The sequence below is a fragment of the Streptomyces sp. MS191 genome, from assembly GCF_008042125.1.
In the GTDB taxonomy this organism is placed as follows: Bacteria; Actinomycetota; Actinomycetes; order Streptomycetales; family Streptomycetaceae; genus Streptomyces.
This window is the reverse complement of the sequence record NZ_RDBI01000040.1, coordinates 793,040-815,083: the sequence shown is the minus strand read 5'-3', so window position 1 is coordinate 815,083 and position 22,044 is coordinate 793,040. Positions and strand designations below refer to the sequence as shown.

Sequence of the window (22,044 nt, the reverse complement as noted above, 5' to 3'; positions counted from 1 at the left end):
ACCCCGACCCTCGTGCTCACCGCCGTCCTGCTACCCCGACCCTCGTGCTCACCGCCGTCCTGCTGCTCGTCGGCGGTCTGCTGCTCGCCGCACCCGGCCGCGCCGGGGCGGCCGCCGCCCCCCTCCTCTCCCGCGGCAAGCCCGCCACGTCCTCCTCCGTGGAGGACTCCACCTTCGGCCCGGAGAAGGCCGTCGACGGCGACCCTGCCACCCGCTGGGCCAGCGCCGAGGGCTCCGACCCGCAGTGGATCCGCGTCGACCTCGGCGCGACCGCCACCGTCTCCCGGGTCCGCCTGAACTGGGAGGCCGCGTACGCCAAGGCGTACCGGATCGAGGTCTCGGCCGACGGCGCGGCCTGGACGCGCCTCGCCACCGAGACCGCCGGCAACGGCGGCACCGACGACTGGACCGCGCTGAGCGGCAAGGGCCGGTACGTTCGCGTCCACGGCACAGCCCGCGGCACCCCGTACGGCTACTCCCTCTACGAACTGGAGGTGTACGGCACCACCGACGGCGGCACCCCGCCCCCGGGAGGGGCCTTCACCGTGGTGGCCGCCGGTGACATCGCCGCCCAGTGCACCGCCTCCAGCAGCTCCTGCGCCCACCCGAAGACCGCGGCCCTGGCCCAGCGCATCGACCCGAAGTTCTACCTGACGATGGGCGACAACCAGTACGACGACGCCCTGCTCTCCGACTTCCGCGCCTACTACGACAAGACCTGGGGCGCCTTCAAGGCCAGGACCAGGCCCGTCCCCGGCAACCACGAGACGTACGACCCGGCCGGACCGCTCGCCGGCTACAAGTCCTACTTCGGCGCGATCGCCTACCCCCAGGGCAAGCCGTACTACAGCTTCGACGAGGGCAACTGGCACTTCGTCGCCCTCGACTCCAACTCCTTCGACGACGCGGCCCAGATCCAGTGGCTCAAGGACGACCTCGCCCGGACCACCAAGGGCTGCGTCGCCGCCTACTTCCACCACCCGCTGTACTCCTCGGGAGGCCACGGCAACGACCCGGTCTCCAAGCCCGTCTGGCAGATCCTCTACGGCGCCGGGGCCGACCTCGTCCTCAACGGCCACGACCACCACTACGAGCGGTTCGCCCCGCAGGACCCGGCCGGGCGGGCCACGGCCGCCGGCATCGTCGAGATCGTCGGCGGCATGGGCGGAGCCGAGCCCTACCCGATCGAGACCGTCCAGCCCAACAGCCAGAAGCGGATCAGCGGGCCCTACGGCGTGCTGAAGCTCGACCTCACCGACACGACGTACACCTGGCAGTACGTCGGCACCGACGGCCAGGTCAAGGACTCCGGCCCGACCTACACCTGCCACTGATGTACCTCGCGACCACCGGTCGCCCGGACGCGCCGCCGCCCCTCCCCGGGGTCCGGCGGCGCGTCTCCGGCACCGTCCTCGCGCTGGGCGCGGTCAGCCTGGTCACCGACGTCTCCTCGGAGATGGTGACCGCCGTGCTGCCGCTCTACCTGGTCCTCGGACTCGGCCTCTCCCCGCTCCAGTTCGGCTTCCTGGACGGCCTCCTCAACGGCGCCACCGCGCTCGTACGGCTCCTCGGCGGCCACGCGGCCGACCGCGGCGGCCGCCACAAACGCGTCGCGGGGATCGGGTACGCGCTGTCCGCCTGCTCCCGGCTCGGCCTGCTCCTCGCGGGCGGCGCGGCCGGCCCGATCGCGGCGTCGCTCGCCGCCGACCGGCTCGGCAAGGGCATCCGCACCGCACCGCGGGACGCGCTGATCACCCTCAGCAGCCCGCCGGACGGCCTCGGCCGCGCCTTCGGCGTCCACCGGGCGATGGACACCACCGGCGCCCTGCTCGGGCCGCTCGCCGCGTTTGCCCTGCTCTGGGCGACGGCCGACGCCTACGACGCGGTGTTCGTCGTCAGCTTCTGCACCGGGGTCGCCGGCGTGCTCCTCCTGGTGGTGCTCGTGCCGAACGCGCCCGCCGCCCTTCCGGTGCCGGCGTCCCCCGTGCCGCCCCGGCCGCGGACGCCCCGCGCCCCGTTCGCGCCGCTGCGCACACCGGCCTACCGCCGGATCGTCGTCTGCACCGCGCTCCTCGGGGCGGCCACCGTCGGCGACGCGTTCGTCTACCTGCTGCTCCAGCGGCGCCTCGACCTGGCCGTCACGTGGTTCCCCTTCCTGCCGCTCGGCGCGGCGGCCTGCTATCTGCTGCTCGCCGTCCCGGCCGGCCGGCTCGCCGACCGGATCGGACGCCGCCGCCCCTTCCTGTACGGGCACGGTGCCCTGCTCCTCGCGTACGCGGCGCTCCTCGCCCCCGGTCCCGCCCCCCTCCTCCTCGGGCTCGTCCCCGCGCTCCTCGGGATCTTCTACGCCTCCACCGACGGGGTCCTGATGGCGCTGACCGGGCCGCTCCTCCCCGCCCGGCGCCGGGCGGGCGGACTCGCGCTCGTCCAGACCGTCCAGGCCCTGGCCCGGCTCGTCGCGGCGGCCGGCTTCGGGGCCGCCTGGACGGCGTGGGGCCCCCGGGCCGCGCTCCTGCTCGCCTGCGCGGGGCTCGCGGCGGCCCTCTGCTGCGCCCTGCGTCTGCTGCCCGCCCCGCCGCCTCCCGAAAGGTCCCCTTCATGACCGGCACCGGCCGTCCCGCCCGGACCCGTCTGTGGCTCCTCGTCCTGGCCGTCGTCCTGCTCGCCGGCGGAGCCACCGCCTACACGCTCCGCGCGGCCGAGCACGCGACGGCCGGCCGGATCCCGACCGAGGCGGCCCCCGGCTTCACCCTCGAGGGCCCGGCCGGGCGCCTGTACTTCCGTGACACGGCGACCGGCCGCGTCGCCCGCCGGGACCCGGCGGCCCCGGGCGGGCGGGTGGCCGGCGGCCCGGTGTGCGACCGCTTCCACGCCGCCGGGCCCACCGCCCTCTGCCTCCGGCGGCGCCCGGGCGTACCACCGCGTTCGTACGCCCTCGTGCTCGACCGGAACCTGCGCGAACTGCGGCGGATCGCGCTGCCGGGCATCCCCAGCCGGGCCCGCGTGTCGGCCTCGGGACAGGTGCTGTCCTGGACCATGTTCGCCACCGGCGACTCCTACGCGACCTCCGCCTTCTCGACCCGGACCTCGATCCTCGACCTGCGCACCGGCTACCTCGTCAAGAACATGGAACAGATCCCGCTCACACTCGGCGGCCGGCGGTACCACGCGCCCGACGTCAACTATTGGGGCGTCACCTTCGCCCGCGACGACAACCGCTTCTACGCCACCGTCGCGACGGACGGCCGTACCCACCTGGTCGAGGGCGACCTCCGGGCCTGGTCGGCGCGGGCCGTGCGGGAGAACGCCGAGTGCCCGTCGCTGTCGCCCGACGACACCAGGGTCGCCTTCAAGAAGAAGGTCTCAAAGGATCCGAAGGCGCCCTGGCGCCTGTACGTCCTCGATCTCCGAAGCATGCGCGAGCACCCGGTCGCCGACCACCGCAGCATCGACGACCAGGCGGCCTGGACCGACGACCGCACACTGGCGTACGGCCACGAGGGCGGGCTGTGGACGGTCCCGGCCGACGGTTCCGGACGGGTCCGCCCGCTGGTCCCCGGCGCCTCGTCGCCCGTGGTGCCACGCTGACGGGCGCGCGGGGCACGCCGGCCGCGGCGGCTCCGTCCGCCGGGTCAGGCGCGGCGGACCGCACCCCGGACGGCCAGCGCGGCCATCGGCAGCAGCAGACAGGCGCCCACCACGTTCAGCCAGCCGTAGCCCGCCTCGGCCACGACCAGTCCCGCCATCAGCCCGCCGATGCCCGCCGCGGTGTTCATGGTGAAGTCGGACAGGCCCTGGACCGCCGCGCGGGCGGCCTGCGGCACCGAGTCCGTCAGGAGTGCGGAGCCCGACACGAGCCCCGCCGACCAGCCCAGGCCCAGCACGAACAGGCCCACGGCGGTCCGCCCGTGGCTCGGCCCCGCCGTGCCCGCCAGCAGCGCCGCGACGGACAGGAGCCCGACCGCCAGGCCGATCACCGACAGCCGGCCCAGCCGGTCCGACAGCCAGCCCATCACCGGCGAGAAGGCGTACATGCCCGCGATGTGCCCGCTGATGACCAGGCCGATCAGCTCGATCCCGGCGCCGTGGTGGCTCAGTGCCACCGGCGTCATCGACATGATCGAGACCATCGCCGTGTGCGAGGCGGCCACGGTGACCAGGGCCAGCCGGGCCCGCGAGGACTCCCGGACGGCGCGCATGCCCGCCCGCAGGGAACGCCCGTCGGCCTCCTCCCGGTCCGCGGGACCGGCCAGCGCACGGGCCGTCAGGAGGGGGTCGGGGCGCAGCAGCACCGCCATCAGCGCCGCGGCGAGCAGGAACACGCCGGCCGCCCAGACGAAGGGCCCGGCCGTCGCCGGGATGCCGAGCCCGGCCACGCTCCGCCCGGCCGGCGCGGCGATGTTCGGGCCGAGGACCGCCCCGATCGTCGTCGCCCAGACCACGGTCGAGATAGCCCGCGCCCGGCGCTCCGGCTCGGCGAGGTCGGCGGCGGCGAAGCGGGCCGCGAGGTTGGCCGAGGAGCCTGCCCCGAAGCCGACCAGACCCAGCAGCAGGAGGGGGAAGCTGTCGACGACCGCGCCGAGGACCACCACGCAGGCGCCCAGCGCCCCCACCAGATAGGCGAGCACGAGTCCCGCACGCCGCCCCCGGTTGGACATCAGGGCGGCCAGCGGCATCGCGAGCAGGGCCGGGCCGGCCACGGTGGCCGTCGAGGCCAGCCCCGACAGCGCCTCGGTGCCGCTGACGTCCTTGGCGAGCACGGCGGCCAGGGCGACCCCGATGGCGATGCCGAGCCCGCCGAGGATCTGGCTGGTGATCAGCACGGCCTGGATCCGCCGCCGCAGCGCGGGGAGGTCGAGGGCCGTGACGGGAGGGGGTATCTCCGCCGAAAGAAGGGCGTCAGGGGCGTCGGGGGTGTTGGTCACTTACGGCAGTGTGCCAGCCGGCCCACCCCGTGGGAACGCCTCCTTGCTCACATCTCCGGGAGCGGCGCGGCCGGCCGCCGGGGGCCGCGTTCAGAACAGCGGCTGCGGCAGGACACCCTCCAGCTCCAGCAGTCTCCGCTTCGTCTCCAGACCGCCCCCGAACCCGCCGAGCCCGCCGTCGCTCTCCACCACCCGGTGGCACGGCACGACGATCGGCAGCGGATTGGAGCCCATCGCCACCCCGACCGCCTGCGCGGCGCGCGGGTCGCCGACCCGCTTCGCCAGGTCCCCGTACCCGACCACCGTTCCGTACGGCACCCCGATCGCCAGCTCGCGCAGCACCACCCGGTTGAACCCGGCCGTCAGGGACCAGTCCAGGGCGACGACGAACTCCCTCAGCCCGCCGTCGAAGTACTCCGCGAGCTGCCGCACGGGCTCGGCGAGGAGCCCCGACGCGTCGTGCACCGGCTCCGCGCCGAGCCGGCCCGCGATCCGGTCCAGGGTCCGCTCGCGCACCCCCTCCTCGGCGTGGAAGACCACGCTCACCAGGCCGCGGGCGGTCGCCGCCAGCAGCAGCGGGCCGACGGCGCTGTCCACGACCGCCCATTCCAGCCGCTCCGCGTGCCCCCGCGGCGAGGTCGTCTCGCTGTCCATACCGATCACCGTACGACCCGGCACCGACATCGCGGCGGGGTATCGCCCCGATCTCCCCCCGGCCTTTTCCCGGACCACGTGGTCGCGCGGCTCCCGGCGCGCCATAATCTCGCCCCGGTAGCACTACTCAGCGGTACCGACTGTTTTCGGACGACGTTGCACCACGGGTGGAGGTCACACGCTCATGCAGGGCACGGTCGACGGATTCAGTCACGGCGTCGTCACGCCGGTGGCGGCCTTTCTCATGGCCTGCCTCGGTGGCGCCCTGGGACTGCGCTGCACCACCAGGTCGCTCCGCAACCGTGACACCTTCAAAGCCGGCTGGCTGGCGCTGGGCGCCACCTCGATCGGCACCGGCATCTGGACCATGCACTTCATCGGCATGATCGGCTTCTCCGTCCGGCAGGCCCCGATCACCTACGACCGGCCGCTCACCTTCGCCAGCCTGGGCGTGGCCGTCCTGATGGTCGGCGTCGGCATCTTCATCGTCGGCTACCGCGGCGCGACGACGCTCACCCTGGTCACCGGCGGCACCATCACCGGCCTCGGGGTCGCGACCATGCACTACCTCGGCATGGCGGGCATGCGGCTCCAGGGCCGCATCGAGTACGACACGGTCACCGTGGCGCTCTCCGTCGCGATCGCCGTCGTGGCGGCCACTGCGGCGCTCTGGGCGGCCGTCTCGGTACACGGGTTTCTGGCCAGCATCGGCGCGAGCATGGTGATGGGACTCGCCGTCACTGGTATGCACTACACCGCCATGGCGGCGGTCAACGTCCACCTGCACGGCGACGGCGCCCCCGCGGGCGGCGGCGACTCCGCCACCTCCCTCCTCCTTCCGATGCTGATCGGCCCGGCGGTCTTCCTGCTGCTGGCCGCCGTCGTCGTCATGTTCGACCCGCTGCTCGTCATGGGCGACCCGGACTGGCAGAAGCCCTCCTCGCCGAGGGCCGTGCGGGCCGGCGTGCCCGCGCCGCGCCGCCCCTCCGCGTACGGGGAGCCCGCCAACTGGTCGGCCCGCCCGGCCTCCGGACGGGCCGCGCGCAAGGGCGTCCCCCGGGGCGCGCACCGCTCCCAGGACTGGTGAGGCGGGGGTCGCCGCCACCCGCCCGGGCGTTCACCGCCCGACTGTCGGTGGGGGGTCGTACGGTGGGTGCATGCGGCCCGTTTCCAAGATCGAACGTTCGGTGGCGCCCTTCGAGGTCGTCAGTCCCTTCCAGCCCAGCGGCGACCAGCCGACGGCCATCGCCGACCTCGAGCGGCGCATCCGCGCCGGCGAGAAGGACGTCGTGCTGCTCGGTGCCACCGGCACCGGCAAGTCGGCGACCACCGCGTGGATGATCGAGAAGCTGCAGCGGCCCACGCTGGTCATGGCCCCGAACAAGACCCTGGCGGCCCAGCTGGCGAACGAGTTCCGCGAGCTCCTGCCGAACAACGCCGTCGAGTACTTCGTCTCGTACTACGACTACTACCAGCCCGAGGCCTACGTCCCGCAGTCGGACACCTACATCGAGAAGGACTCCTCGATCAACGAGGAGGTCGAGCGGCTGCGCCACTCCGCGACGAACTCCCTGCTCACCCGCCGGGACGTCGTGGTGGTCGCCTCCGTCTCCTGCATCTACGGCCTCGGCACGCCGCAGGAGTACGTGGACCGGATGGTCCCGCTCAAGGTCGGCGAGGAGTTCGACCGGGACCAGCTCCTCCGCCGTTTCGTCGACATCCAGTACACGCGCAACGACCTGGCGTTCACCCGCGGCACCTTCCGGGTCCGCGGCGACACCATCGAGATCTTCCCGGTCTACGAGGAGCTCGCCGTCCGCATCGAGATGTTCGGCGACGAGATCGAGGCGCTCTCCACGCTGCACCCGCTCACCGGCGAGGTCATCAGCGAGGACCGCGAACTGTACGTCTTCCCCGCCAGCCACTACGTCGCCGGCCCCGAGCGCATGCAGCGCGCGGTCGACGGCATCGAGCGCGAGCTCGAGAGCCGCCTCGCCGAGCTCGACAAGCAGGGCAAGATGCTGGAGTCGCAGCGGCTGCGCATGCGCACCACGTACGACATCGAGATGATGCGCCAGATCGGCTCCTGCTCCGGCATCGAGAACTACTCGATGCACTTCGACGACCGCGAGCCGGGCTCCGCCCCGAACACCCTCCTCGACTACTTCCCCGAGGACTTCCTGCTCGTCATCGACGAGTCGCACGTCACCGTGCCGCAGATCGGTGCCATGTACGAGGGCGACGCCTCGCGCAAGCGGACCCTGGTCGACCACGGCTTCCGGCTCCCCTCGGCCCTCGACAACCGCCCGCTGAAGTGGGAGGAGTTCCAGGAGCGGATCGGCCAGACCGTCTACCTCTCCGCCACCCCCGGGACGTACGAGCTGTCCCGCGGAGACGGCTTCGTGGAGCAGATCATCCGCCCCACCGGCCTGGTCGACCCCGAGGTCGTCGTCAAGCCCACCGAGGGCCAGATCGACGACCTGGTCCACGAGATCCGGCTGCGCACCGAGAAGGACGAGCGGGTCCTCGTCACCACCCTCACCAAGAAGATGGCCGAGGACCTCACCGACTACTTCCTGGAGCTGGGCATCCAGGTCCGCTACCTCCACAGCGACGTCGACACCCTGCGCCGCATCGAGCTGCTGCGCGAGCTGCGGGCCGGCGAGTACGACGTCCTGGTCGGCATCAACCTGCTCCGCGAGGGCCTCGACCTCCCCGAGGTCTCCCTCGTGGCCATCCTCGACGCCGACAAGCAGGGCTTCCTCCGCTCGGGCACCTCGCTGATCCAGACCATCGGCCGCGCCGCGCGCAACGTCTCCGGACAGGTCCACATGTACGCGGACAAGATCACGCCCGCGATGGAGAAGGCCATCGACGAGACCAACCGGCGCCGCGAGAAGCAGAACGCCTACAACACCGCCCACGGCATCGACCCCCAGCCGCTCCGCAAGAAGATCAACGACATCGTCGCCACGATCGCGCGCGAGGAGGTCGACACCGAGGAGCTCCTCGGCACCGGCTACCGCCAGGGGAAGGACGCCAAGGCACCCGTGCCCGCGCTCGCCGGGCACGGCGCGAAGGGCAGGGCCAAGGCCGCCAGGGCCGGCTCCACGGTCGAGCTCGGCGACCGGCCCGCCAGCGAACTGGCCGCGATCATCGAGGAGATGACCGACCGGATGCGCGCCGCGGCGGCGGAGCTCCAGTTCGAGGTGGCCGCCCGGCTGCGGGACGAAGTGGGAGAGCTGAAGAAGGAGTTGCGCCAGATGAAGGAGGCGGGTCTGGCCTGAGCGGCCGGGCTCCCGGGCCGGTCCGGGCGCGGGTCCGGTGTGTTGCAAGACCGACACAAAACCGGACCGCGCCTGCTGCGCTGTCGGTGACACTGCGTAGGGTGCTGCACAACCGCACGTTCGGCATGGACTGCCGCGGGGATGGCACAACGAGAGGGGACGCGCGTGACGGTCAACATGACCAAGGGTCAGGCCATCAGCCTGGAGAAGCAGGGCGGAGGCGCCCTGACCGCGGTGCGGATGGGCCTCGGATGGCAGGCGGCGCCCCGGCGCGGGCTGTTCGGCTCGCGCACCCGGGAGATCGACCTGGACGCGTCGGCGGTGCTCTTCGCCGACAAGCAGCCGGTGGACGTGGTCTTCTTCCGCCACCTGGTCAGCGACGACGGCTCCGTGCGCCACACCGGTGACAACCTGGTCGGCGGCGCGGGCCAGGGCGGCGACGACGAGTCCATCCTCGTGGACCTCCAGCGCGTCCCGGTCCACATCGACCAGATCGTCTTCACGGTGAACTCCTTCACCGGCCAGACGTTCCAGGAGGTGCAGAACGCCTTCTGCCGGATCGTCGACGAGACCAACGGCCAGGAGCTGGCCCGCTACACCCTGGACGGCGGCGGCCAGTACACCGCGCAGATCATGGCGAAGGTGCACCGGGCCGGCTCCGGCTGGCAGATGACCGCCCTGGGCAACCCGGCCAACGGCCGGACCTTCCAGGACCTGATGCCGGCGATCCTGCCGCACCTGTAGGCGCTCCCGCCCGCGCATCCCACAGCTCCCGGAGGCAGTCGGCCGCCGGGAGCTGTCCCGCATGACCGAGACGATCACGACCCGATCCGAGCGATCGCAGCATTCGAGGGGACAGAGCCGATGACGGCCGAGCTGGTCCGGGGGCAGAACCACCCCCTGCCCGACACCCGACTGGAGATCCGGGTGTCGGCCGGCCATCCCGTCGTCGCCGGAACCACCCTCGGCGACGAGCGGGGGAGGGTCGCCGGCGTCGAATGGATCGCCCACCCCGGCTCGCCGTCCCTGCCGGGGATCGAGGTCTCCCAGCAGGCCGCGGCCGACCACCGCCTGGCCGTCGACCTGGAGGCGGTCCCGGACTCCGTCCACCGCGTCTCGGTCCTCCTCGCGCTGCCCGTCGGCGCCGGCGGCCCGTCCCGCTTCGGCGCCGCCGCAGCGCCCTTCGTCGCCGTGACCGCCCTCGACGGCACGGAGATCGCGAGCTACACGATCACCGGCCTCGACAGCGAGTCCGCCGTCGTGGCCCTTGAGCTGTACCGCCGCCAGGGGGTCTGGAAGGTCCGTGCCGTGGGCCAGGGGTACGAGGGCGGCCTGGCGGCCATGCTCGGCGACCAGGGCCTGGAGAACCCCGCCGAACTGGCCGCCGCCATCCTGGAAGCCGTCGTGCGGGGCATGGCGCGGTCGGTGGCCGCCCCGCCCCCGCGCGTCCCCGACGCGGAGCGGGTGCGCCACTCCGCCCCGGCGGCCGCGGCGGACACGGCCCCGACCGTGCCCGTGACGCCGCCGCCCGCGCCGGCGGCCGGCGGGGCGGCCAGGACGCCCGACTCCACGAGCGGCGCGAGGGACGCGGCGCCCGAGCCCGCCGGGTCGAGGACATGGACCGTGAAGTCGCCGGCGGGATAGACGGCGAGCAGCCGGGCCGCGTGCGCCACGGCGGTGTCCACGCACCGCCATCTGGACCAGGTCGACGCGCTCGGTGCCGCCATCTGGACCAGGTCGACGCGCTCGGTGAGCTGCGCCAGGACGGCGGAGACCCCGGCCGCGCCGGCGGCCGGCGGGGCGGCCAGCTCCCGGCGGCCGACTGCCTCCGGGAGCTGTGGGATGCGCGGGCGGGAGCGCCTACAGGTGCGGCAGGATCGCCGGCATCAGGTCCTGGAAGGTCCGGCCGTTGGCCGGGTTGCCCAGGGCGGTCATCTGCCAGCCGGAGCCGCAGCAGTCCCCGCCCGTCCCCGTCGCCGGTGACGCCGCCGGCTGGTCCATGGACGAGCGGCTGTACAACCAGGTCTGGGGCATGTTCGAGGACCTGGCCCGCACCACCGCCGCGTACCGCAGCGCCTGCGACTTCGCCGAGTCCCGTCTCGACCAGGAGCTCGACCGCGTCCTCTCCGACCCGCGCAGCCGCATCGGCGGCACCGGCGACGCCGCCCGTGCGGAGGCCAGGGCCAAGCACGACGAGCTCACCGCCCGTGCCCAGGAGGCCCTGGACCGCGACCTCGCCCAGCTCGTCGCCGAGTCCGAGGTCGTCGAACCCGCGCTGCCCACGGCCTTCGCCCGCTGGGACAGCCCCGTCTGGCACGGCTACCGCGTCCCCATGGAGACCCCCATGGCCCTGCGCCTGGGTGACCTCCACCTTCCCGAGCGGACCGACCTGCACATCCCCATGCTGATCCGCCTCCCGCTGGAGCGCGGGCTGTGGGTCGACAGCGGGCGCGGGCGGTCCGAGGCCTCCGCGCTCCTCGACGAGGCCGAGCTGCGCCGGCTCGCCCTGGACACCGCCGTGGCGCACGCGGCCCGGCTGCTCGCCGTCTATCCCGCCGGCGACTTCACGGTCCATGTCCTCGACCCGGCGGGCTCGGGCGCCGCGTCCCTCGCGCCGCTCGTGGAGTCGGGCGTCCTGGCCGCCCCGCCGGCCGCCGGCGCGGCCGGGGTCTCCGCCGTCCTGGCGCAGCTCACCGAGCGCGTCGACCTGGTCCAGATGGCGGTGCGGGCCGGCGCCGCCGACGCGCTGCCGCCCGGCATGGACACCGCCGAGCAGCTGCTGATCGTCCACGACTTCCCGCACGGTTTCGACGACCGGGCCGTGACCCAGCTGCGCTACCTGGCGGACGAGGGCCCGCGGGTCGGCGTCCACCTGCTGATGGTCGCCGACCGTGAGGACGCCTCGGCGTACGGGCCGCTGCTGGATCCGCTGTGGCGGTCGCTGCTGCGGGTGACCCCCGTCGCCGACGACCACCTGGCCGATCCGTGGGTCGGGCACGCCTGGACGTACGAACCGCCGCGGATTCCGGCGGGCAGCGCGGTGCTGCGTCAGGTGCTGGCCCAGGTCGCCGAGGCCCGTCGCCAGGGGTGGCACTGACCTGGCCTTTTGGTGGCTCTTTACCCTCCCCTTTACCTTCCCTTGGTGTTTCGGGTAGTCTTCTCGGCGCGGAGGGGAGTACTCCCCAGTGCGCGGCGTTCCCGTCAATACGGACAGGCCCCAGTGGCCCGATCCCGGGGCGTCGGCCCGGCCGGTCGCGTACCGGCCCGGGTGGAAGAGACCTCCGGCAGCGACGACGCTGATCAGTAGCCGTACGACGCCGGAGGCGCAGTGGACGTTTCAATGACCCTGTGGGTGCTGACCATTCTCGGTCTGTCCGCCCTGATTGCCATCGACTTCTTCATCGGGCGCAAACCCCATGACGTGTCGGTCAAGGAAGCCGGGATCTGGTCGATCGTCTGGATCGCGCTGGCCGCGCTCTTCGGGCTCGGCCTGCTCGTGTTCGGCGACAGCCAGGCGTCCGGCGAGTTCTTCGCGGGCTTCATCACCGAGAAGTCGCTGAGCGTCGACAACCTCTTCGTCTTCGTCCTGATCATGGCGAAGTTCGCGGTGCCCTCGCACCTCCAGCAGCGCGTACTGCTGGTGGGCGTCCTGATCGCCCTGGTCCTGCGGGCGATCTTCATCGCCGCCGGCGCCGCGATCATCGCCAGCTTCTCCTGGGTGTTCTACATCTTCGGCGCGTTCCTGATCTTCACCGCCTGGAAGCTCATCCAGGAGGCGCGCAAGGACGAGGACGAGGACGAGTTCGAGGAGAACCGTCTCCTCAAGTCGATCGAGAAGCGGTTCGGCGTCGCCGACAGGTACCACGGCACGAAGCTCTTCATCCGGGTGAACGGCAAGCGGGTGCTGACCCCGCTGATGGTCGTCATGCTGGCGATCGGCACCACCGACATCCTGTTCGCCCTCGACTCGATCCCGGCGATCTTCGGCCTGACCCAGGACCCGTACATCGTCTTCACCGCCAACGCCTTCGCCCTGATGGGTCTGCGGCAGCTGTACTTCCTGATCGGCGGCCTGCTCAAGAAGCTGGTCCACCTCAGCTACGGCCTGTCGGTGATCCTCGGCTTCATCGGCGTGAAGCTGGTGCTGCACGCCTTGCACGAGTCCGGGCTGCACGTCCCCGAGATCTCCATCCCGTTCTCGCTCGCGTTCATCTGCGGTGTTCTGATCATCACCACGATCACCAGCCTGATCGCCTCCAAGAGGCAGGCCGAGCGCGAGGCGGCCGAGGCTCCCGCGGCGGAGGCCGGCGAGACGGAGAAGGACAGCGTCGGCGCCTGACCGCCCCGACACGAGAACGCACCGCGGCCGGTGCGGGCGGCACACCACCGCCCGCACCGGCCGCGGTGCGTGGTCAGGCGGGCGCCGCCTGCGGCGCCTCGGACCGGACGGCGTCCGGCAGCGTCTCCGGCAGCAGCGCGAAGCAGCCCAGGCTCACCAGCGCCACCACGGTCAGATACGCCGCCACGCCCCAGGGCGGCCCCGAGCCGCCGCCCTCCGACAGCGCCGTCGCCGCGATCGGCGTCAGGGCCCCGCCCAGCACCSCGGCGAGGTTGTAGCCGACCGCCGCGCCCGTGCAGCGCACCCTCGGCTCGTACAGCTCCGGCAGGTAGGCGGCGACCACCGCGAACATGGTGATGAACGCCAGCAGCGAGCCCAGGAAGCCGAGGAACATCAGCGACGGCCGCCCGGTGTGCAGCAGCCCCACCATCGGGAACGCCCAGACCGCGGAGGCGGCGCACCCCGCCAGGCACAGCGGCCGGCGACCGTAGCGGTCGCCGAGCATCGCCACGAACGGCGTCACCGCGCCCTTCACCGCCACCGCCGCCATGACGCAGGCCAGCATCACCGTGCGGTCGACCCCGAGGCGCTCCGTGCCGTAGGCCAGGGTCCAGGTGGAGACCGTGTAGAAGACGGCGTAGCCGACGGCCAGCGCCCCGGCCGTCAGCAGCACCAGCCGCCAGTGCTCCCGCGCCACCTCCGTCAGCGGTGCGCTCGCCCGGAGCCCGGCCTCGGACAGCTCCCGGAACTGCGGGGTCTCGGCGAGCGAGGAGCGCAGCAGCAGCCCGCCGGCGGCGAGCACTCCGGCGGCCCAGAACGGAACCCGCCACCCCCACGCCCGGAACTGCGCGTCGGTGAGCGTCGCCGACAGTGCCAGCATCACCCCGTTCGCCAGCAGGAAGCCGACTGCCGGCCCGATCTGCGGGAAGCTCGCCCACAGCGCACGCCGCCGCTCGGGCGCGTGCTCGGCCGTGAGCAGCACCGCCCCGCCCCATTCGCCGCCGAGCCCCAGGCCCTGCAGGAAGCGCAGGACGAGCAGGAGGACGGGGGCGGCGATGCCGAGCGTCGCGTACGACGGCACGCAGCCGACGGCGACCGTGGCGCAGCCGGTCAGCAGCAGCGACGCGAACATGACGGGGCGCCGCCCGTGGCGGTCGCCGACGTGGCCGAAGAGGACCGAGCCGAGGGGGCGGGCGACGAACCCGACGGCGAAGGTGCCGAAGGCGGCGAGCGTCCCGGCGAGCGGGGAGAAGGTGGGGAAGAAGAGCGGCCCGAGGACGAGGGCGGCGGCGGTCCCGTAGACGAAGAAGTCGAAGAACTCGACGGCCGTGCCGGCGAGGGACGCGGCGGCGAGCCGCCCCATGGCGGGGGCCGGCGGCGGGGTCGGGGGCTGACTGTGGCGCATGCCGCGCCAACCGTCCGGTCCGGTCCGCGGTTACGGGGGCGTGCGCGAGCGCACGGCACGTGGCCGTGCGCCGTCCGCCCCCGCCGGGCTCACCAGCCGCGTGCGCGCCAGTCCGCGAGGTGCGGACGCTCGTCGCCGAGGGTGGTGTCCTTGCCGTGCCCGGGGTAGATCCAGGTCTCGTCGGGCAGGACCCCGAACAGCTTGGTCTCCACGTCGTGGATCAGGCTGGCGAAGGCCTCGGGGTCCTTCCAGGTGTTGCCCACGCCGCCCGGGAAGAGGCAGTCGCCCGTGAAGACGTGCGGGTGCCCGTGCGGGTCGTCGTAGACCAGGGCGATCGAGCCGGGGGTGTGCCCGACCAGCCGGCGCGCGGTCAGCTCGACCCGGCCGACCGTGATCGTGTCGCCGTCCTCGACCGGCACGTCGGTCGGGACGGGGATGCCCTCGGCGTCGTACGCCCCGGCGTACGTCCGCGCGCCGGTCGCGGCGACCACCTCGGCGAGCGCCTGCCAGTGGTCCCCGTGGCGGTGGGTGGTGACGACGGACGCGATGCCGTCGTCACCGATCAGCGTGAGGAGCGTGCCGGCCTCGTTCGCCGCGTCGATCAGCAGCTGCTCGCCGGTCGCCCGGCAGCGCAGCAGATACGCGTTGTTGTCCATCGGGCCGACCGAGACCTTGGAGATCATCAGGTCCGTCAGCTCGTGCACATCGGCCGGTCCGCCGACCTTCACCACTCCGCTGTAGGTCATGGGCTCAGCCTATCTCCGGGCGTCGACGGGCGTGGCCCCAACAGCGGGGGCTACAGCGGCGGGAGCTGCGGGAGGTCGTCGCCCTCGAGGAGGACGAGGTGGGCGCCCTTGTCGCCGCGGCCGGAGAGCCAGCCGAGCAGCTCGGCACGGGTGCCGCCCAGGACGACGGGGTCGCCCTTGTCGCCGCCCGTGTGCCAGGAGGGGCTGTTCTCCTCGTAGCCGAGCCGGAGCGTCACCGGCGGGACCTCCGGGCGTCCCGACCAGCGGTCGGCCAGGAAGTCGATCTCCCGCAGGACGAACTCCTCGGGCAGGTCCGCCAGCTCGTAGCCGACCCCCAGGTCGACGTGATGGAGCGCGACCTCCACCCAGCGGCGGAAGGGGACGCGGGCCGCCCGGTCCGTGACGCCGTTGCGGAGCTCCACGACGCGGTCCCAGTCGGCGGGCGCCCGGCCCACGGCCTGGAAGCGCTCGGCGCTCTCGCGCACGTCGGCGAGCTGCACGTCGAGGGGACGGGAGGCGTCCCGCTCGATGTCACGGTCGCGGGTGGCGGCGTCCGCGTACATGGGACGCCCTTCGAGGACGTTCACCAGCGCGTCGGCGTTTCGGGCGATGTGGGCCAGCAGATGTCCACGGGTCCAGCCCGGAAGCCGTGACGCCTCGGCCAGTGCCGCGTTGTCCCAGGAAGCGGCCGCGTCGAGGAGTCGCTCGGTCGCTTCACGTACAGATGCCAGGTCACGCACATGATCGATCATGGCGCCGACCCTAGCGCCACCACTCGTTCGGGTGAAGCGGTGGAAGCGAGGCCGTAAATCGAATGTGCGTGCTATAGGCTCGGTGGAAGCATCCGGCATCCTTGGTTGTTGGGTAATGCGACACATCCAGGCATATCTGCGACCCGCACTCCTGTGCCTCCGCTCTCTCAAGAAAGGTGCGGACCGGCGTGGCCGACCGTCTCATCGTTCGTGGCGCTCGCGAGCACAACCTCAAGAACGTCTCGCTCGACCTCCCGCGTGACTCGCTCATCGTCTTCACCGGGCTGTCCGGGTCGGGCAAGTCCTCCCTCGCGTTCGACACGATCTTCGCCGAGGGCCAGCGCCGGTACGTCGAGTCGCTCTCGTCGTACGCCCGGCAGTTCCTCGGCCAGATGGACAAGCCGGACGTCGACTTCATCGAAGGTCTCTCGCCCGCCGTCTCCATCGACCAGAAGTCGACCTCGCGCAACCCGCGTTCGACGGTCGGCACCATCACGGAGGTCTACGACTACCTCCGCCTGCTCTTCGCCCGCATCGGCAAGCCGCACTGTCCCGAGTGCCGCCGGCCGATCTCCCGGCAGTCGCCGCAGGCCATCGTCGACAAGGTGCTGGAACTTCCCGAGGGCAGCCGCTTCCAGGTGCTCTCGCCGCTGGTGCGCGAGCGCAAGGGCGAGTTCGTCGACCTCTTCTCCGACCTGCAGACCAAGGGCTACAGCCGTGCCCGGGTCGACGGCGAGACGATCCAGCTGAGCGAACCGCCCACGCTGAAAAAGCAGGAGAAGCACACGATCGAGGTGGTCGTCGACCGTCTCACCGTGAAGGACAGCGCGAAGCGCCGGCTCACCGACTCCGTCGAGACCGCGCTCGGCCTCTCCGGCGGCATGGTCGTGCTCGACTTCGTCGACCTCGCCGAGGACGACCCCGAGCGCGAGCGGATGTACTCGGAGCACCTCTACTGCCCGTACGACGACCTGTCCTTCGAGGAGCTGGAGCCGCGCTCCTTCTCCTTCAACTCGCCCTTCGGCGCCTGCCCGGACTGCACCGGCATCGGCACCCGCATGGAGGTCGACCCCGAGCTGATCGTCCCGGACGAGGACAAGTCCCTCGACGAGGGCGCCATCCACCCCTGGTCGCACGGCCACACCAAGGAGTACTTCGGCCGGCTCATCGGCGGACTCTCCCAGGCGCTCGGCTTCCGCACCGACCTGCCGTACGCCGCCCTCCCGCAGCGGGCCAAGAAGGCCCTCATGCACGGCCACAAGACCCAGGTCGAGGTCCGCTACCGCAACCGCTACGGCCGCGAGCGCGCCTACACCACGCCGGCCTTCGAGGGCGCGGTGTCGTTCGTGAAGCGGCGGCACAGCGAGGCCGAGAGCGACTCCAGCCGTGAGCGCTTCGAGGGCTACATGCGCGAGGTGCCCTGCCCCACCTGCCAGGGCACCCGGCTCAAGCCGATCGTCCTCGCGGTGACGGTGATGGAGCGTTCCATCGCCGAGGTCGCCGCGATGTCGATCAGCGAGTGCGCGGACTTCCTCGGCCGGCTGAAGCTCAACGCCCGGGACAAGAAGATCGCCGAGCGGGTCCTGAAGGAGGTCAACGAGCGACTGCGTTTCCTCGTCGACGTCGGCCTGGACTACCTCTCGCTCAACCGCGCGGCCGGCACCCTCTCCGGCGGCGAGGCCCAGCGCATCCGGCTCGCGACCCAGATCGGCTCCGGCCTGGTCGGCGTGCTCTACGTGCTCGACGAGCCGTCCATCGGCCTGCACCAGCGCGACAACCACCGGCTCATCGAGACCCTGGTCCGGCTGCGCGACATGGGCAACACGCTCATCGTCGTCGAGCACGACGAGGACACCATCAAGGTCGCCGACTGGGTCGTCGACATCGGCCCCGGCGCCGGCGAGCACGGCGGCAAGGTCGTGCACTCCGGGCCCCTGGCCGAACTCCTCGCCAACGACGAGTCGATGACCGGGCAGTACCTCTCCGGCCGCCGGGCCATCGGGACGCCGGACATCCGCCGCCCCGTGGACCCCTCGCGCCGGCTCACGGTGCACGGCGCCCGTGAGAACAACCTGCAGGACATCGACGTCTCCTTCCCGCTGGGCGTGCTGACGGCCGTCACCGGAGTCTCCGGCTCCGGCAAGTCGACCCTGGTCAACGACATCCTGTACACCCACCTGGCGCGCGAGCTGAACGGCGCCAAGTCGGTGCCCGGCCGGCACACCCGCGTGGACGGCGACGACCTCGTCGACAAGGTCGTCCACGTCGACCAGTCGCCCATCGGCCGCACCCCGCGGTCCAACCCGGCGACGTACACCGGCGTCTTCGACCACGTGCGCAAGCTCTTCGCCGAGACGATGGAGGCCAAGGTCCGCGGCTACCTGCCGGGCCGGTTCTCCTTCAACGTCAAGGGCGGCCGCTGCGAGAACTGCTCCGGCGACGGCACGATCAAGATCGAGATGAACTTCCTGCCGGACGTCTACGTCCCGTGCGAGGTCTGCCACGGCGACCGGTACAACCGGGAGACGCTGGAGGTCCACTACAAGGGCAAGTCCATCGCCGAGGTCCTCGACATGCCGATCGAGGAGGCCCTGGACTTCTTCGAGGCCGTCCCGACCATCGCCCGCCACCTGCGCACGCTCAACGAGGTGGGGCTCGGATACGTCCGTCTCGGGCAGTCCGCGCCGACGCTCTCCGGCGGCGAGGCGCAGCGCGTGAAGCTCGCCTCCGAGCTCCAGAAGCGGTCGACCGGTCGCACGGTCTACGTCCTGGACGAGCCGACCACCGGTCTGCACTTCGAGGACATCTCGAAGCTGATCAAGGTCCTGTCCGGGCTGGTCGACAAGGGCAACTCGGTGATCGTCATCGAGCACAACCTCGATGTCATCAAGACCGCGGACTGGGTCGTCGACATGGGTCCCGAGGGCGGCAGCGGCGGCGGTCTGGTGATCGCCGAGGGCACCCCGGAAGAGGTCGCGTCCGTGCCGGCGAGCCACACCGGCAAGTTCCTCCGCGAGATCCTCGGCGCGGACCGCGTCAGCGACGCGACGGTCCCGGCCGCGCGCGGCGCTTCGAGGACCGCGAAGAAGGCGCCCGCCAAGAAGGCGACGGCCCGGAAGACGGCGTCCGGGGCCGCCGTGCCGGCGAAGAAGGCCGCCGCCAAGAAGACGGCCACGAGCCGGGCACGCAAGGCCTGACCGAAGGCCCGGCCGACCGGGTCACCGGACGGACGGCGGCCTCCCCCGCACGGGGAGGCCGCCGTCCGTCCGTCGGAGCGGGGCCAGCTCGTCCGGGTACGGGGGCTCCGCGCCCGGCCGCGAGCAGGTCACGGCCGCCGCCCCCGCCGCGTACGTCAGGAGTTCGCGCCAGTCGTCGACGCCCAGGGACTCCACGGAGCGGTCCGCCAGGCCGTGCAGCAGCGCCGCGTTCACCGTGTCGCCGGCGCCGATGGTGTCCACGACCTCCACGCCGACCGCCGGGACGGAGACCTCGCCGGCCGCCGTGAACGCCGTCAGACCCGCCGCGCCCCGGGTCAGCACCACGGCGGAGGGCCCGCGCCCCCGCCACGAGGCCGGTGCGCCGCCCAGCCAGGCGGCGTCCTCCTCGGAGAGCTTCAGCAGCGTGACGTACGGCAGCCAGGCCGCGAACCGCTCGCGGTAGGCGTCCGGGTCGGCGATGAGCCCCGGCCGGATGTTCGGATCGAGCAGCACCGTCGCACCGCCCTCCGACTCGCGCCGCAGCAGCGCCTCGTACGCGCTCGCCCCCGGCTCCAGGACCAGCGAGCAGGTGCCGAAGGCCAGGGCCCGCACGCCGTCCGGAAGACGCTCCGGCAGGGCGAAGAGACGGTCCGCCGTCCCCTCGACGTAGAAGCCGTACCGCGCCGAACCGTCCGGCGCGACGGAGGCCACGGCCAGCGTCGTCGGCTCCTGTCCCCGCTGGACCAGACCCTCGGAGACACCCGCCGCCCGCAGTCCGCCGAGCAGCGCCTCGCCGAAGGCGTCCGTCGACACCCGGGAGCAGAAGGCGACGTCCGAGCCGAGCCGCCCCAGCGCCACGGCCGTGTTGTACGGGCCGCCCCCGGGTCTCGGCACCAAGGGGGACAAGGGGCCGGACGCCCCGTCCGGGACCAGGTCGATCAGGGACTCACCGGCGACGACGATCACGCCGTGAACGTAACCCATGTCCCACCGGCCACGACAGCCCCGTGGAAGGCCGGCCGAACCGCGCCGGTATCGTCGGTTCCGTCACCCCATGCCCCGATCCCACCGTGGAGCGCTCATGTCCGGCCAGTCCAGCCGCCGCACCGTACTGAAGGGCGCCGCGCTCGCCGGTGCCGCCGGGCTGGGAGTCGCCGCATGCTCCACCGAGTCGAAGCTGGGCCACGCCCAGGTCCCGACCCCGACCGCACCGGTCACCCTCGGCGCGCCCGAGGAGGTGCCGGTCGGCGGCGCCAAGCTCTACCGCGAGCAGCGGGTCCTGGTGAGCTGCCCGGCCAAGGGGCAGTACAAGGCGTTCAGCGCCCAGTGCACCCACGCGGGCTGCGTCCTCGACAAGATCGAGGACAACGAGGGCAACTGCCCCTGCCACGGCAGCCGCTTCGACGTCACCACCGGCAAGGCGATCCAGGGCCCGGCGACCGTCCCGCTGCCCGCGGTCCCGGTCCGCGTCGAGAACGGCAAGCTGGTCGCCGGCCCGGAGGCGTAGCGGGGCCCGCGCACCGTGCCGGGCTCGCGGCCCGGTCCGCGGGCGCCACCCTGGCCGCCACCGGCCGGGCCGGCCTCCGGGCAGGCTCAGACCCAGTCCCAGTCGATCCCCAGGATCCCCGGCCGTACCCCCTGCTCCACGAGATGCACCGTGCGGTGCCGCCCGCTCAGCGTCAGCTCGGCGCGGCCGGTGCGCGGCGCCCCGGCCGAGGCCTGGGCGAAGCGCCGGCACCGCACCGGCAGCGCCGTCTCGTCGAAGCGGACCTGGAGCGCGTACTGCCCGCCCGCGTAGCGGAAGCCGCGCACGTACTCCCCGCTCGGGCCCGCCGTCCCGTCCTCGAAGCCGTAGCCGAAGAGATACGTCTCACCGGCCCGCAGCCGCGCGTCGAAGAGCAGCTCCGCGATCAGCACGCCGGTGTCCGCGTGCCAGCGCACCCGGCCGGGCCGGCAGTTCTCCGCCGCCCGTACCTCCACCCGGGACGGGTCGCACCCCGGATCCCCGTGGTGGATGGCCAGATAGCGGTCGACCCCGTCCCGGTGCGCCCGCACCACGTGCTGCGAGTCGCGGCCGACCAGCTCCCGCCCCGCCCCGATCCGCACGCGTTCGTGGTGCCCCACCGTGTGCAGCCCGCCGTCCACCGGTGACTCCAGCTCCGCGAACAGCTCCTCGACCACGCCCGAGGCCTCCACCAGGGAGCGGTACGGGCGACTCGCGGGCCGGTCGACCTCACCGCGTCCGCCGGCGTCCTCGTGCAGCAGCCGGATCAGCGAGTTCACCGGCAGCTGGAGCACCTCCTCCAGGGCGCGGACGGCCTTCATCGACTCCGGCCGCTGGGGCCGCCGGGCGCCCTGCTGCCAGTAACTGAGGCTGGTCACGCCGACCTTGACGCCCCGGTGCGCGAGGTGGTGCTGCACCCGCTGGAGCGGCAGGCCGCGCACCGCGAAGGCCGTGCGCAGCGCCAGGTGGAACGGTCCGGTGTGCAGCAACTGCACCAGATCGGCCTCGGTGTGCCCCACGGGGACTCCTCAGTGAACGTTCACGCGCCAGGGGCGGGCCACCGCACCGCCGGTGACGGGGCCGCTGGTGGCATGCGGGCACGCGTTCACACACGAGTCACACCGTTCACAGGCCGCCGTCACCCCGCATTGAAGCGTGTTGACCCGTTTCCGACAACGCTCGATGCTCCTCAGCAGCGTCCGGACGCGCTCCTCCACCCCCCACACCCCCACATC

16 protein-coding genes and 1 pseudogene are annotated in these 22,044 nt (G+C 72.7%); 10 read left to right on the top strand and 7 right to left on the bottom strand.

Annotated elements, in window-relative coordinates:
- The first annotated feature begins 44 nt into the window (after positions 1–44).
- The 3 genes from EAO71_RS10670 to EAO71_RS10660 are packed head-to-tail and all read left to right on the top strand — an operon-like array spanning position 45 to position 3,588.
- The gene (locus EAO71_RS10670; protein WP_147977504.1) at positions 45–1,334 is read left to right on the top strand and encodes a discoidin domain-containing protein; all 1,290 of its coding nucleotides are present in this window, start codon (positions 45–47) and stop codon (positions 1,332–1,334) included.
- The gene (locus EAO71_RS10665) at positions 1,334–2,602 is read left to right on the top strand and encodes an MFS transporter (RefSeq protein WP_147977503.1); all 1,269 of its coding nucleotides are present in this window, start codon (positions 1,334–1,336) and stop codon (positions 2,600–2,602) included. The genes EAO71_RS10670 and EAO71_RS10665 overlap by 1 nt, the downstream gene beginning before the upstream one ends.
- Positions 2,599–3,588 carry a TolB family protein gene (locus tag EAO71_RS10660; protein ID WP_147977502.1) on the top strand — a complete coding sequence of 330 codons (990 nt, stop codon included), beginning with the start codon at positions 2,599–2,601 and terminating at the stop codon, positions 3,586–3,588. The genes EAO71_RS10665 and EAO71_RS10660 overlap by 4 nt, the downstream gene beginning before the upstream one ends.
- A gap of 44 nt (positions 3,589–3,632) precedes the next feature.
- On the opposite strand, the gene EAO71_RS10655 is transcribed toward EAO71_RS10660, so the two are convergent.
- Entirely contained in the window at positions 3,633–4,925 is a 1,293-nt protein-coding gene (locus EAO71_RS10655) for an MFS transporter (protein ID WP_187282631.1), read from the bottom strand.
- A gap of 90 nt (positions 4,926–5,015) precedes the next feature.
- Entirely contained in the window at positions 5,016–5,579 is a 564-nt protein-coding gene (locus tag EAO71_RS10650; RefSeq protein ID WP_147977501.1) for a methylated-DNA--[protein]-cysteine S-methyltransferase, read from the bottom strand.
- A 184-nt stretch (positions 5,580–5,763) separates the two neighbouring features.
- On the opposite strand from EAO71_RS10650, the gene EAO71_RS10645 reads away from it, so the two are divergent.
- The 5 genes and pseudogenes from EAO71_RS10645 to EAO71_RS10615 all read left to right on the top strand — a co-directional run bounded on the left by EAO71_RS10645 (position 5,764) and on the right by EAO71_RS10615 (position 13,205).
- On the top strand, positions 5,764–6,666 hold the full coding sequence (locus EAO71_RS10645) for an MHYT domain-containing protein (RefSeq protein ID WP_147977500.1): 903 nt from the start codon (positions 5,764–5,766) through the stop codon (positions 6,664–6,666).
- Positions 6,667–6,736: 70 nt separating this feature from the next.
- The gene (gene uvrB / locus EAO71_RS10640; protein WP_147977499.1) at positions 6,737–8,866 is read left to right on the top strand and encodes an excinuclease ABC subunit UvrB; all 2,130 of its coding nucleotides are present in this window, start codon (positions 6,737–6,739) and stop codon (positions 8,864–8,866) included.
- A gap of 165 nt (positions 8,867–9,031) precedes the next feature.
- Entirely contained in the window at positions 9,032–9,610 is a 579-nt protein-coding gene (locus EAO71_RS10635; protein WP_147977498.1) for a TerD family protein, read from the top strand.
- Between the two features lie 120 nt (positions 9,611–9,730).
- Positions 9,731–11,963, top strand: a pseudogene (locus EAO71_RS39630) (TerD family protein).
- Positions 11,964–12,194: 231 nt separating this feature from the next.
- The gene (locus EAO71_RS10615; protein ID WP_147977497.1) at positions 12,195–13,205 is read left to right on the top strand and encodes a TerC/Alx family metal homeostasis membrane protein; all 1,011 of its coding nucleotides are present in this window, start codon (positions 12,195–12,197) and stop codon (positions 13,203–13,205) included.
- A gap of 73 nt (positions 13,206–13,278) precedes the next feature.
- Here the strand turns inward: EAO71_RS10615 and EAO71_RS10610 are convergent, their stop codons facing one another.
- The 3 genes from EAO71_RS10610 to EAO71_RS10600 form a co-directional block, all read right to left on the bottom strand.
- Positions 13,279–14,568, bottom strand: a complete 1,290-nt coding sequence (locus EAO71_RS10610; protein WP_147979215.1) for an MFS transporter — start codon at positions 14,566–14,568, stop codon at positions 13,279–13,281.
- Between the two features lie 131 nt (positions 14,569–14,699).
- Positions 14,700–15,356 carry an MBL fold metallo-hydrolase gene (locus tag EAO71_RS10605; RefSeq protein WP_147977496.1) on the bottom strand — a complete coding sequence of 219 codons (657 nt, stop codon included), beginning with the start codon at positions 15,354–15,356 and terminating at the stop codon, positions 14,700–14,702.
- A gap of 50 nt (positions 15,357–15,406) precedes the next feature.
- A complete protein-coding gene (locus tag EAO71_RS10600; RefSeq protein ID WP_147977495.1) occupies positions 15,407–16,108 on the bottom strand; it encodes a maleylpyruvate isomerase family mycothiol-dependent enzyme in 702 nt (233 codons plus the stop codon).
- A gap of 188 nt (positions 16,109–16,296) precedes the next feature.
- Here EAO71_RS10600 and uvrA point away from each other — a divergent pair, with 188 nt between their 5' ends.
- Positions 16,297–19,305, top strand: a complete 3,009-nt coding sequence (gene uvrA, locus EAO71_RS10595) for an excinuclease ABC subunit UvrA (protein WP_147977494.1) — start codon at positions 16,297–16,299, stop codon at positions 19,303–19,305.
- 21 nt (positions 19,306–19,326) lie between these two features.
- Here uvrA and EAO71_RS10590 read toward each other — a convergent pair whose 3' ends face one another.
- The gene (locus tag EAO71_RS10590) at positions 19,327–20,271 is read right to left on the bottom strand and encodes a carbohydrate kinase family protein (protein ID WP_147979214.1); all 945 of its coding nucleotides are present in this window, start codon (positions 20,269–20,271) and stop codon (positions 19,327–19,329) included.
- Positions 20,272–20,386: 115 nt separating this feature from the next.
- Between EAO71_RS10590 and EAO71_RS10585 the strand changes: the two genes are divergently transcribed.
- Complete coding sequence (locus EAO71_RS10585; protein WP_147977493.1) at positions 20,387–20,812, top strand: Rieske (2Fe-2S) protein; 426 nt, start codon at positions 20,387–20,389, stop codon at positions 20,810–20,812.
- An 86-nt stretch (positions 20,813–20,898) separates the two neighbouring features.
- Here the strand turns inward: EAO71_RS10585 and EAO71_RS10580 are convergent, their stop codons facing one another.
- The gene (locus tag EAO71_RS10580) at positions 20,899–21,828 is read right to left on the bottom strand and encodes a hypothetical protein (protein WP_147977492.1); all 930 of its coding nucleotides are present in this window, start codon (positions 21,826–21,828) and stop codon (positions 20,899–20,901) included.
- Positions 21,829–22,044 lie beyond the last annotated feature (216 nt).